Origin of the sequence: Enterococcus caccae ATCC BAA-1240 (assembly GCF_000407145.1) — a bacterium.
Lineage (GTDB): Bacteria > Bacillota > Bacilli > Lactobacillales > Enterococcaceae > Enterococcus_L > Enterococcus_L caccae.
Window position 1 is genome coordinate 1 of sequence record NZ_KE136472.1, and the last position, 12,639, is coordinate 12,639.

Annotated in this window: 14 protein-coding genes and 1 tRNA gene; all 15 read left to right on the forward strand. The window is 36.1% G+C overall.

Features of this window, described 5'->3' with window-relative positions:
* Positions 1-4: 4 nt before the first annotated feature.
* The 15 genes from I580_RS00005 (at position 5) to I580_RS00075 (ending at position 12,628) form a co-directional block, all read left to right on the forward strand.
* Positions 5-78 (forward strand) — tRNA-Asn (locus tag I580_RS00005).
* A 285-nt stretch (positions 79-363) separates the two neighbouring features.
* Positions 364-1,410 (forward strand): LTA glycolipid anchor biosynthesis glycosyltransferase, IagA/BgsA family, encoded by a 1,047-nt coding sequence (locus I580_RS00010; RefSeq protein WP_010773377.1) that lies wholly within the window; start codon positions 364-366, stop codon positions 1,408-1,410.
* A gap of 20 nt (positions 1,411-1,430) precedes the next feature.
* The gene (locus I580_RS00015; RefSeq protein ID WP_010773376.1) at positions 1,431-2,654 is read left to right on the forward strand and encodes a glycosyltransferase family 4 protein; all 1,224 of its coding nucleotides are present in this window, start codon (positions 1,431-1,433) and stop codon (positions 2,652-2,654) included.
* Between the two features lie 74 nt (positions 2,655-2,728).
* Positions 2,729-3,619: an NAD(P)-dependent oxidoreductase gene (locus I580_RS00020; protein ID WP_010773375.1), complete on the forward strand. Its 891-nt coding sequence runs from the start codon at positions 2,729-2,731 to the stop codon at positions 3,617-3,619.
* Between the two features lie 100 nt (positions 3,620-3,719).
* The gene (locus I580_RS00025; protein WP_010773374.1) at positions 3,720-3,950 is read left to right on the forward strand and encodes a YkuJ family protein; all 231 of its coding nucleotides are present in this window, start codon (positions 3,720-3,722) and stop codon (positions 3,948-3,950) included.
* A 462-nt stretch (positions 3,951-4,412) separates the two neighbouring features.
* The gene (gene fabT / locus I580_RS00030; RefSeq protein WP_010773373.1) at positions 4,413-4,853 is read left to right on the forward strand and encodes a fatty acid biosynthesis transcriptional regulator FabT; all 441 of its coding nucleotides are present in this window, start codon (positions 4,413-4,415) and stop codon (positions 4,851-4,853) included.
* Positions 4,854-4,868: 15 nt separating this feature from the next.
* Positions 4,869-5,828: a beta-ketoacyl-ACP synthase III gene (locus I580_RS00035; protein WP_010773372.1), complete on the forward strand. Its 960-nt coding sequence runs from the start codon at positions 4,869-4,871 to the stop codon at positions 5,826-5,828.
* Between the two features lie 49 nt (positions 5,829-5,877).
* Positions 5,878-6,102 carry an acyl carrier protein gene (locus I580_RS00040; protein WP_010760445.1) on the forward strand — a complete coding sequence of 75 codons (225 nt, stop codon included), beginning with the start codon at positions 5,878-5,880 and terminating at the stop codon, positions 6,100-6,102.
* Between the two features lie 177 nt (positions 6,103-6,279).
* A complete protein-coding gene (gene fabK, locus I580_RS00045) occupies positions 6,280-7,236 on the forward strand; it encodes an enoyl-[acyl-carrier-protein] reductase FabK (RefSeq protein WP_010773371.1) in 957 nt (318 codons plus the stop codon).
* 44 nt (positions 7,237-7,280) lie between these two features.
* The gene (gene fabD / locus I580_RS00050; protein ID WP_010773370.1) at positions 7,281-8,210 is read left to right on the forward strand and encodes an ACP S-malonyltransferase; all 930 of its coding nucleotides are present in this window, start codon (positions 7,281-7,283) and stop codon (positions 8,208-8,210) included.
* Positions 8,211-8,213: 3 nt separating this feature from the next.
* Entirely contained in the window at positions 8,214-8,951 is a 738-nt protein-coding gene (gene fabG / locus I580_RS00055) for a 3-oxoacyl-[acyl-carrier-protein] reductase (RefSeq protein WP_010773369.1), read from the forward strand.
* Positions 8,952-8,977: 26 nt separating this feature from the next.
* On the forward strand, positions 8,978-10,213 hold the full coding sequence (gene fabF / locus I580_RS00060) for a beta-ketoacyl-ACP synthase II (RefSeq protein WP_010773368.1): 1,236 nt from the start codon (positions 8,978-8,980) through the stop codon (positions 10,211-10,213).
* 1 nt (position 10,214) lies between these two features.
* A complete protein-coding gene (gene accB, locus I580_RS00065) occupies positions 10,215-10,706 on the forward strand; it encodes an acetyl-CoA carboxylase biotin carboxyl carrier protein (protein WP_010773367.1) in 492 nt (163 codons plus the stop codon).
* 124 nt (positions 10,707-10,830) lie between these two features.
* Positions 10,831-11,250 carry a 3-hydroxyacyl-ACP dehydratase FabZ gene (gene fabZ / locus I580_RS00070; protein WP_010773366.1) on the forward strand — a complete coding sequence of 140 codons (420 nt, stop codon included), beginning with the start codon at positions 10,831-10,833 and terminating at the stop codon, positions 11,248-11,250.
* Positions 11,251-11,257: 7 nt separating this feature from the next.
* Positions 11,258-12,628, forward strand: coding sequence for an acetyl-CoA carboxylase biotin carboxylase subunit (locus I580_RS00075; protein ID WP_010773365.1), 1,371 nt, complete (start codon positions 11,258-11,260; stop codon positions 12,626-12,628).
* The last annotated feature ends 11 nt before the right edge of the window (positions 12,629-12,639 follow it).

The following is a 12,639-nucleotide window of genomic DNA, read 5'->3' on the forward strand; positions in this document are numbered from 1 at the left end:
TTATTCCGGCATAGCTCAGTTGGTAGTAGCGCATGACTGTTAATCATGATGTCGTAGGTTCGAGTCCTACTGCCGGAGTAAAGAACGAAAACTTTTCAGTTTTCGTTCTTTTTTTATTTTTATAGTAAAGTAAACTTTATTATTTGATAGAAACAACAAAACATGAAATAATAATAATGATGGGTAAAAATGATGATCTTTATCTAACATTTTTGTCATGTGAAGAATCTATTTTGAGGAATAATGGCTTTCTTATGCTGTTTTTTGATATAATACTTGTAAGTTGATCACTCTAAGACTTTAGGTTGAGTGAGGTCTCTTTAACATGTGTTATAATGATTTTAAGAAGTTAGGAGGGGCAACGTGAAGGTTTTATTATATTTTGAAGGTGAAAAAATATTAGCAAAGTCTGGAATTGGCCGAGCGTTAGACCATCAGAAACGAGCTCTCTCTGAAGTTGGGATAGAGTATACTTTAGATGCTGATTGCACTGATTATGATATTTTACATATTAATACATATGGAATTAATAGCCATAGTATGGTAAATAAAGCAAAAAAAATGGGAAAAAAAGTTATTTATCATGCACACTCAACTGAAGAAGATTTTAGAAATTCTTTTATTGGATCAAATCAGATTTCTCCTTTAGTTAAGAAGTACTTAGTAGGTCTGTACTCTAAAGCAGATTATTTAATCACACCTACACCATATTCGAAAGACTTATTAGAAGGGTATGGAATCACTGTTCCAATCGTTTCTATTTCAAATGGAATTGACTTAGGTCGATTTAAACAGTCTGATGAAAAAGAACAAAAATTTAAAGAGTATTTTAATATAAAGAATAATCAAAAAGTAATTATTTGTGTTGGTTTATACTTTGAAAGAAAAGGAATTATTGATTTTGTTGAATTAGCTAGAAAGTTTCCAGAATATCGTTTTATCTGGTTTGGGCATACACCAATGTACTCGATTCCTAAGGCTATTAGAACCATAGTGAAAGAGGAGCATCCCGAAAATGTAGAGTTCCCTGGTTATATTAAAGGGGATATTATTGAAGGTGGATATTCAGCAGCTGATCTATTTTTCTTTCCCTCATATGAAGAAACAGAAGGAATCGTTATATTAGAAGCTTTAGCGAGTAAACAACAAGTTTTGGTCAGAGATATTCCGGTCTATAAAGGATGGCTTGTAGATAAGCTAAACTGCTATATGGGTAGAACTAATGAGGAATTTGCTCATTTAATTGAAGAACTTGTTGAAAAGAAAATACCAAGTACATGTGAAGCTGGCTATAATGTAGCAGAAGAAAAGAGTATTGAACGAATTGGGCATGAGTTAAAAGCTGTTTATGAAAAAGTATTAGCAAATGAAGTTATTGAAGACAACGAAAAAAAACATCAGGAAAATTAGAATTAATGGAGGGGAACAAAGTGAAATTTGGTTTCTTTACAGATACATATTTTCCCCAAGTTAGCGGGGTTGCAACATCTATTAAGACGCTCAAAGAGGAATTAGAAAAAAAAGGGCACGAGGTCTATATTTTTACGACTACTGATCCTAATGCTAAAGATTTTGAAGAAGATGTTATTCGAATGCCCAGTGTTCCTTTTGTATCGTTCAAAGATCGGCGAATTGTAGTACGTGGTATGTGGTATGCTTATTTAATTGCCAAAGAGCTGGAATTAGATTTAATTCACACACATACAGAATTCGGTGCCGGTTTACTTGGTAAAATGGTTGGAAAAAAACTCAAAATTCCAGTTATTCATACTTACCATACTATGTATGAAGATTATCTTCATTATATTGCTAAAGGAAAAGTGGTACGTCCGACTCATGTAAAATATTTTTCTCGTTTTTTTGCGAATCATACGACTGGTGTAGTTTGTCCAAGTGAACGAGTAATCGATAAATTAAAGGAATATGGTGTAACATCACCAATGAGAATTATTCCAACTGGAATTGATATTAAAAAATTTGAAAGACCAGACATTACAGTAAACATGAAAAAAACACTTCGTGATGAATTAGGGTTAGATGATGATAACATCATGTTACTATCTTTGAGTCGCATTTCATATGAAAAAAATATTCAGGCTGTTGTGAATGGCTTGCCAATTATTTTTGAACGCTTTCCAAATGCACGTTTTGTTATTGTTGGTGATGGTCCTTACGTTAATAAACTTCAATCGCTTGGTGAAGAGTTGGGAATTAGCGATAAAATTCAATTTATTGGTGAAGTTCCCAATGATCAAGTGGCTATCTATTACAAAGCTGCTGATTATTTTGTCAGTGCTTCAACTTCAGAAACACAAGGACTTACTTATACTGAGGCAATGGCTTCAGGTGTGCAATGTGTCGTTGAAGGAAATGCTTATTTGAACAATTTATTTGATCACGTAAGCTTAGGACGAACATTTGAGACAGATGAAGATTTTGCACCAACATTTATTGAGTATGTTGAGTCTGAGATCGCACCTGATGAAGCAATTTTAAAAGACAAACTTTATGAAATATCCGCGACTCGTTTTGGCAATGTAATGCTTGAATTTTATGAAGATATGATTAAGTATTACGAACAGCTAACGACAGAAAAAGAGGCGGCTGACTCAATTGAACGTATTAAAGTGAAATTTACATCATTGAGAAAATAATTATCAAAACTTCTTTTCTTAGTTTATACTAAGGAGAGAAGTTTTTTCATTAAAAGCGTAGGAGGGGTATAATTATGCCGCAAATTGGATTCATTGGAACAGGTGTTATGGGTAAGGCAATCGTTAGAAATATGATGAAACAAGGTTTACAGGTCAATGTATATAATCGTACTAAGAGAAAAACGGATGAACTTATAAAAGAAGGTGCTGTTTGGAAAGACACCCCAGCTGAAATTACTGCAAGTAGTGATATTATTTTTACAATGGTAGGATTTCCTAAAGATGTTGAGTCAATCTACTTTGATGAAAATGGTGTTTTTTCAACTGACATTACGGATAAGATAATTGTTGACTTAACTACAAGTACCCCTACATTGGCCGAAAAAATTGCCTTAAGGGCCCTTGAGCTTGGAGGGGCGACGTTAGATGCTCCTGTCTCAGGAGGTGACCTAGGAGCTAAAAATGGGACACTGACAATTATGGTCGGTGGTGCTCAAGAGATTTATGACCGAGTGTTACCAATATTTAAGACTTTTGGGACAACATTTACATTGCATGGAACAGCTGGTAAGGGGCAACATACTAAAATGGCTAATCAAATCATGATTGCAGGAACAATGACTGGTATGACAGAAATGCTAGCTTATGCGAATAAAGCTGGATTAGATTTGAATAAAGTAATTGAAACATTATCTGGTGGAAGTGCAGCTAACTGGTCGTTAAGTAATTACAGCCCAAGAATTTTAAATGAAAACTATTCTCCTGGTTTTTTTGTAAAGCATTTTATCAAAGATTTAAAGATTGCCTTAGATGAAGCTGAGAAAATGGACCTTAACTTACCGTCTACTAAATTAGCAGCAGAACTATACGAAAAGCTTGCTAATAAAGGGTTTCAGGATGATGGGACACAAGCCTTGATCAAACTTTGGTGGGCAGATGGAAAACAGCCTAAAAGCAAAAATTAAAGAACAGCAAAAAAATTAAAAAAAATGACGAAAAATCATGCAAGAAAGGCAATGTTTTGATACAATGATACAGAACTAGTTTTTAAAGGGAGGCCCATTTATGAAACATTCACAACTTGTGGCGATTATCAAGCGACTTGAAGCGATGACTGAAGCAACAGACAACGAAATTCAAGTTCGTCGTTTTGAACGTGAAGGTGCAGAAAAATGCATCGTAAACTATGATAAATCAACTGAAACATTTGAATTAACAGAAACTGATTCTCAACAAAGTTATCAATTTGATAATATTGATATTGTTGCGATGGAAATTTATGATTTAATTCAATAATTAAGAATTTCGGTTTGTATTTAACAAAAAAATCAATAACAATGATCAAAAACTCTGTGGCGTACATTTTTGTACGCCACAAGGTTTTTTTATTTATGTTTAAAAAGGGAAAATAAGGTTGTTCTTGTAGTGTTTCTAGAAACTAACTGAAAATAAATTGCCAGTGTACGTACATGAATGTGAAAGTTCATGAAGAAGTTCGTTTTTAACAGTAAAAATAGTTTGATTATCAAAATAAAAATAAATAATTGTAAAATAAGTGAAAACTACTAAAGTTTCGCGTAAAGTAAACTAAGTCATAAAATTTGATAGTACTTTTTCAGTGAAACATAATGGATGTAGCACATTTCTTGATTAAGAAAATTTAAAAATCAATTATTTTACTTGCAATATTATTTTATTTGCGATATAGTTTGAACATCAAATGATTTGATAATCAAAGTATATGGATGGTGCACACAAATGGAACCTAATTTAGAAACAGTCAATGATTATCTTGTCAGCGTCTTTAACGACATTTTGACGATTGAAGAATCCGAACTGAAAAAATCACAATTCAATGACTTATCTATTACTGAGATGCACACAATTGAAGCAATTGGAATGTATAAGAAAAAAACTTCTTCTGAAGTAGCCAAAGAATTGTCGATCACTGTAGGAACGTTGACAGTAGCAATCAATAATCTTGTGAAAAAAGGATATGTTGAGCGTATACGTAGTGAAGATGATCGTCGGGTAGTCAAATTAGGTTTGACCAAAAAAGGAAAGTTACTTTTTCGTGTCCATCAGCATTTTCATAGAGAAATGGTTAAGAGGATTTTGAATGGGATGGATAAAACTGAGGAACAAGCTTTATTAAAAGCATTGAAGAATCTTCATGATTTCTTAAAGGAATATAAATAAAAAGTGAGGACCAAGATGAATCAATATGCAAAAATAACTTGTACGAGCCGATATGTTCCTGAAAATGCGGTATCAAATCACCAACTTTCAACGATGATGGATACATCTGATGAATGGATTTCTAGTCGGACGGGTATTCAATCAAGAAATATTGTCACTAACGAAAATACTTCTGACTTATGTGTTCGAGTAGCTGAAAAGTTATTAGAAAAATCTGGGAAAAATGCTGAAGATCTTGATTTTATCTTAGTAGCAACGATGACACCCGATTATGGAACGCCTTCTGTCGCTTGCCTTGTTCAAGGTCGTATTGCAGCAACTCAAGCATTTGCTTTTGATATTAGTGCTGCATGTAGTGGTTTTGTCTATGCACTAAGCATGGGAGAAAAACTGATTCGCACAGGAAAAAAAGTAGGAATGATAATTGGTGGTGAAACATTATCTAAAGCTCTTGATTGGAATGACCGTAGTACAGCAGTACTATTTGGTGACGGAGCAGCAGGTGTGTTATTGGAAGCAAGTGATGAAGAACATTTCCTAAACGAAAAACTTCAGGCTGATGGTCAAAGAGCTAAGTCATTGACTTCTGGTTATATAGAAAACAAGAGCCCATTTTACACGGGAGCTCCCGAGAGTTCGGGCTACTTGCAGATGACTGGTAGAGATATTTATGATTTTTCACTAAATGATGTGACGAATAATATCCGAGAAATCGTAGAAGAAGATGTAGATTATTTGTTACTACATCAGGCAAACAAACGAATTATCGAAAAAATATCAAAAAAACTCAATGTTCCAAGAGAAAAATTTCTCACGAATATGGAACATAATGGTAACACTTCTGCTGCTAGTATCCCTTTGTTACTGGATGAATCAGTAGAAAATGGAGTGCTTCAATTAGGCTCCAAACAAAAACTTGTGTTAACAGGTTACGGCGGTGGCTTAACATGGGGATCAATCCTCTTAACGCTGTAAAACTGTAACTATATAAACTAAAAAAGAAAATTATTGGAGGAATATACACATGGTATTCGAAAAAATTCAAGCAATTATTGTAGAAGAATTAGGTAAAGAGCCTGAGGAAGTAAAATTAACAACAAACATTCAAGAAGAATTAGATGCGGATAGCTTAGATTTATTCCAAATCATCAATGAAATCGAAGATGCTTTCGATATAAAAATTGAATCTGAAGATGGTATCACTACTGTTCAAGATTTAGTAACATATGTAGAAAAACAAAAAGCATAATATTTAAAGCGATCAGGTAAAATAAAAGTTGGATGAGCAAGGCTCTTCAACAATTGCTGAAGAGCCTTGCTTTTTTTCACACCGCTCGTTGGAATTAAAAAAGCTGGTACTAAACTTATAGAGTTTTGTTCCAGCTCTTTTTTCATTAATTATTCTACAATTTAAAGGATGTAATTTATGCAGTCAAAGATATGTGAGCTAATTGGAATTAAGTACCCGATTTTTCAAGGAGGAATGGCTTGGATTGCAGATGCTTCATTAGCTGGAGCAGTTTCTGAAGCTGGTGGGCTTGGGATCATCGCTGGAGGTAATGCACCAAAAGAAGTGGTTCAAGCCGAAATCAAAAAAATTAAAGAAATTACAGATAAACCTTTTGGCGTCAATATCATGTTGCTTTCACCATTTGCGCAAGATATTGTGGATTTAGTTTGCGAAGAAAGGGTACCAGTTGTTACGACAGGGGCAGGTAACCCAAGTAAATATATGGCTCGTTTTAAAGAACATAATATTAAAGTAATTCCAGTGATACCTTCAGTTGCACTTGGTGCCCGCATGGAAAAAATAGGGGCTGATGCAGTAGTTGTTGAAGGCATGGAAGCTGGAGGACATATCGGTAAATTAACAACAATGAGCCTTGTACCCCAAGTCGTAGATGCACTAACAATACCAGTTATCGCTGCGGGTGGTATTGGCGATGGACGAGGAATGGCAGCAGTGCTGATGTTAGGAGCTGATGGCATTCAAGTGGGTACACGTTTTCTGGTAGCAAAAGAATGTACTGTACATGAAAATTATAAAGCCAGAATCATCAAAGCAAGGGATGTTGATACAACGGTCACATGTCAACATTTTGGACATCCAGTGCGAACAATCAAAAATAAGTTGACGAATGAATATGATCGATTAGAGAAGATAGAATTAAGAAAAATTGAACCTGATCTTGAGAAATTTGATAAATTGGGACAAGGAGCCTTACGTAAAGCAGTCGTTGAAGGTGATGTGAATCATGGATCGATCATGGCTGGACAAATTGCAGGACTTGTAAAAAAAGAAGAAACAGCAAAAGAAATTATTGAATCTTATATTAGTGAAACAAAGAAAGTTATGGCCGCTGAATGTAGCCGCTGGCTGTAAGAACGATTAAATTTATTTAGCATTTAATGTAAGGGAGTAAAGTAATGAAGACAGCTTTTTTATTTAGTGGGCAAGGTGCTCAGTATATTGGAATGGGTAAAGAATTATTTGATCAAGAGATGATTGTTCGCGAAACATTTCAAGAAGCAAGTGATGCTCTAGGTTATGATATGGCAGAACTTTGTTTTACTGAAAATGACAAGTTAAACGAAACAATGTACACACAACCTGCGATTTTAACAGTTAGTGTTGCTTTTTATCGTCTTTTGAATGCTAAAGGATATCAGCCGGATGTTGTAGCCGGATTAAGTCTTGGAGAATACAGTGCACTTGTTGCCAGTGGTGCGATTCCATTTAAAGAAGCTGTTCAATTAGTGGCTAAAAGAGGCAAATTCATGGCTGAGGCTGCGCCATCTGGAACAGGAAAAATGGTTGCAGTGATGAATGCAGAGCGATCATTGATTGAAGAATGCTGTCAAAAGGCAAGTTCTTTTGGAATCGTGTCCCCTGCAAACTATAACACGCCTCAACAAATCGTGATTGGTGGCGAAACACCTGCTGTTGATAAAGCTGTCGAGTTATTAACAGAAGCTGGTGTGAAGCGAACAGTTACGCTAAAGGTCAGTGGTCCTTTTCATACGGCACTATTAAAACCTGCTTCTGAAAGATTAGCAGATGAACTGAAAAAAATAAACTTTGCAGAAATGACGATTCCTGTAATTAGTAATACAACGGCTCAAGTAATGGAGCAAACAGAGATCAATGAATTATTAGAAAAACAAGTCATGTCTGCTGTTCGCTTTGCCGACAGTATTGACACAATCAAAAAAATGAATGTTGATGTAATTATAGAAGTGGGACCAGGAAAAACATTAACTGGTTTTATCAAGAAGATCGATAAAGAATTAAAAACAGCTCGTGTTGAAGATAACAAAACATTATCTGAAACAGAAGCTCTTTTGAAAGGGAGGTAACACATGGAATTAAAAGGGAAAAACGTATTTGTTACAGGAAGTACACGAGGCATTGGAAAGGCTGTTGCTCAAGCTTTTGCTAAGGCTGGAGCAAATGTTGCCTTGAATGGGCGTGGGGAAATCAGTTCTGATCAGATTTCCGAATTGGAATCATTTGGTGTTAAATGTATTGGCGTATCTGGCGATATCGCTAATTTTGAATCAGCTGGGGAAATGATACAGGCTGTTGTTGACGGTTTAGGATCAATTGATATTTTAATCAATAATGCTGGAATCACAAATGATAAATTAATGTTGAGAATGTCAGAGGAAGATTTCACCCGTTGTATCCAAATCAATTTAACGGGCACTTTTAACATGACGCAACATGCAATCAAACGAATGATGAAACAACGTAGCGGAACAATTATAAACATGTCAAGTGTTTCTGGATTGATTGGAAATATCGGACAAGCTAATTATGCTGCAAGTAAAGCCGGAGTAATCGGGTTTACAAAATCGGTTGCAAGAGAAGTAGCAGCAAGAGGAATTACGTGCAATGCAATTGCACCTGGCTTTATCGAAACCGAAATGACAGAAGTTTTATCTGATAAAGTAAAGGAACAAATGAATCAACAGATCCCATTACAAACGTTTGGTCAAGTAGAAGATATCGCAAATGCAGCGATCTTTTTGGCAAGCAGTCCATATATTACTGGCCAAGTATTAAATGTTGACGGTGGTTTAGTCATGCACGGCTAATGAACAAGCTTGAAAGGAGCGATCGAATGAATCGCGTAGTGATTACAGGTTATGGCGTAGCCTCCCCAATTGGGAATAACGCAGAAACCTTTTTAGAAAGTTTACAAACAGGAAAAAACGGAATTGGACCGATTACAAAATTTGATGCCACCGAAACAGGCATTACATTAGCAGCAGAAGTCAAAGATTTTCCATTCGATAAATATTTTGCTAAAAAAGATGCTAAAAGAATGGATTTATTTTCTCTTTATGGTATCTATGCAGCACTGGAAGCGATGGAAATGAGTAAATTAGATACAGAGCAAATCGATGTTGACCGTTTTGGGGTCATGGTTGGTTCTGGTATTGGTGGACTTCAAACGATCCAAGACCAAGTGACTCGAATGCGTGAAAAAGGTCCAAAAAGAGTAGCCCCGCTATTCATACCAATGGCAATTGGGAACATGGCGGCAGGCAATATCGCTTTACGTGTGGGTGCAAGAGGAACTTGTACTGCAACAGTTACGGCCTGTGCTACGGCGAACAATTCAATCGGTGAAGCTTTTAGAAATATTAAACATGGTTATTCTGATGTTTTACTAGCAGGGGGAACAGAAGCTTCCATTACTGAGATAGGTATTGCAGGTTTTGCTTCGTTAACTGCTGTAACTTCTGAAGAAAATCCAAATAGAGGTTCGATTCCCTTTGACAAAGACCGTAGTGGTTTTGTGATGGGAGAAGGAGCAGGTATTCTAGTTCTTGAGTCATTGGAACATGCTCAAAATAGAGGCGCCAAGATTTTGGGAGAGATTGTTGGTTATGGTTCAAATTGTGATGCGTATCATATGACTTCTCCTAGACCTGACGGAAGTGGTGCCGCTAAAGCCATGAAACTAGCAATCGAAGAAGCGGCAATCGACACTTCTAAAATAGGGTATATCAATGCTCACGGTACAAGTACACCATCAAATGATGTTGCGGAAACTAAAGCAATTCAAACGGCATTGGGCGAAGCTTCTAAAAATGTTCGTGTCAGCAGTACGAAAAGTATGACTGGACACTCATTAGGTGCAACTGGTGGTATTGAAGCAATTGCTACTTTGAATGCTTTACAACATCAATTTATTCCACCAACGATCAATGTTGAAGAGCTTGATGAAGCTATTGAAATAAATATCGTTACAAATGAAAGTCAGAAACATGAATTTGATTATGCTTTAACAAATTCATTCGGCTTTGGTGGTCATAATGCAGTACTTTGTTTAAAACGTTGGGAGGATTAAGATGGATATCAATGAAGTGAAAGAGCTATTAACACAATTTGACCAATCAACATTAACAGAATTTGACCTTAGGGAAGGTTCGTTTGGTCTTTATATGAATAAAAATAAAGTAACGCAAAAATCATCAAATGAAGTAAAACAAGTAACTGACAGTAACGTAGTAAGTCAAGGAACACCAGAAGTCTTAAGTCAAACAGTAGAAGTAAAAGAAACTGTAAATGAGACTGTAAAAAATGAACCAAAACCAGAAAATACAGAAGAAATTATTTCTCCAATCGTAGGAGTTGTGTACTTAAAACCTGCACCAGATAAAGAAAACTTTAAGCAAGTAGGCGATTCAGTAAAAAAAGGTGAGGTCGTTTGTATTGTTGAAGCGATGAAACTGATGAATGAAATCACCTCAACTATAGATGGTGTGATCACGGAAGTCTTGATACAAAATGAAGATGTTGTTGAATACAATCAACCGCTATTCCGTGTAGCGACTTCTTAAAATTAAATTTGCTGCAGAAAGAATACCAAGACAAATAAAGGCTCAACGAACACTTCGTTCGTTGTACTGTTTAACGTCAGCTCATAAAATATATTCGCTGTGTTTCACAGCAAAGGAGTGTAGTATGAATATTCAAGAAATCAAAGAAATTATACCCCATCGATATCCTTTTTTACTGTTAGACACTGTGGAAGAAATCGTTGTGGGTGAAAAAGTTATCGCCAAAAAAAATGTCACGATCAATGAGCCTTTTTTTCAAGGACATTTTCCTGGTGAGCCTGTTATGCCAGGGGTTCTGATTCTTGAAGCATTGGCACAAGCAGGAGCTGTAGCATTATTGTCTATACCTGATTTTAAAGGTAAAACCGCTTATTTTGGCGGTATTGATAAAGCCAAATTTAGACAAAAAGTTGTTCCAGGAGATACTTTGATGTTAGAAGTAGAAATTATGAAAGTAAAATCAAGAGCCGGTATTGGCAAAGGAACTGCGACTGTGAATGGGAAAAAAGTAGCGGAAGCAGAATTGACCTTTATGATTGGATAGGTGAGCTATGTTTTCAAAAGTTTTAATTGCAAATAGAGGAGAAATCGCAGTTCGGATCATTCGCGCATGTCGTGAATTAGGCGTGCAGACCGTTGCCGTATACTCTGAAGCGGATAAAGAAGCGTTGCACACACAACTTGCAGATGAAGCAATTTGCATAGGGCCTGCGAAAGCAGCAGATTCTTATTTAAATGTTCAAAGTGTTTTAAGTGCGGCTATCGTAACGAATGCAGAAGCGATTCACCCTGGTTTTGGTTTCTTATCAGAAAACAGCCAATTTGCGGCAATGTGTGAAGAGTGCAATATTACCTTTATCGGTCCAAAAGCAGCAACGATTGATGCAATGGGCAATAAAATCAATGCACGTGAATTGATGCAAAAAGCCAAAGTACCGGTTATTCCTGGAAGTACTGGTGTGATCAGTTCTGTTGAAGAAGCTTTAAAAATTGCTGATGATATAGGTTATCCTGTTATGCTGAAAGCAGCAGCTGGTGGCGGAGGTAAAGGAATTCGTAAAGTGATGAATAAAGAAGAACTACCTCAGCACTTTACTTCTGCTCAACAAGAAGCAAAAGCAGCTTTTGGTAATGATGATATGTACTTGGAAAAAATTATTTATCCAGCACGTCATATTGAAGTACAAATTTTAGGTGATCAGTATGGACATGTGATTCATTTGGGCGAACGAGATTGTTCTTTACAAAGAAATAATCAAAAAGTTCTTGAAGAATCGCCATCGATCGCAATCTCACCTGAAAAACGTCAATTGTTAGGTGAAACGGCTGTGCGTGCAGCAAAAGCTGTTCAGTATGAAAATGCTGGAACAATCGAATTTTTGATGGATAAATCTGGTGAATTTTATTTTATGGAAATGAATACTCGAATTCAAGTTGAACATCCTGTTACTGAAATGGTGACAGGGATTGATCTTGTCAAAGCACAGTTACAAGTGGCTTCTGGTGAAGAATTAGCGTATACACAAGAAGATATCATGATTTCAGGACATGCAATTGAATGTCGAATCAATGCAGAAAATCCTGCCTTTAATTTTGCGCCATCTCCTGGGAAAATCAATAATTTACTACTTCCAAGTGGAGGCATGGGTTTAAGAGTTGATAGTGCGATGTATTCAGGCTATACGATTCCGCCTTACTATGATTCGATGATTGCTAAAGTGATTGTACATGGAAATGACCGGATGGATGCGCTGATGAAGATGCAGCGGGCGTTGCATGAGATCGTAACAGATGGAATCATCACGAATGCAGAATTTCAGCTAGATCTGATCACGCATGAAAATGTATTAGCTGGTGAGTATGATACTAGCTTTTTACAAGAAACATTTTTACCAAATTGGGAACCAGAAAGCGATAATTAAAAAGGAGCAAG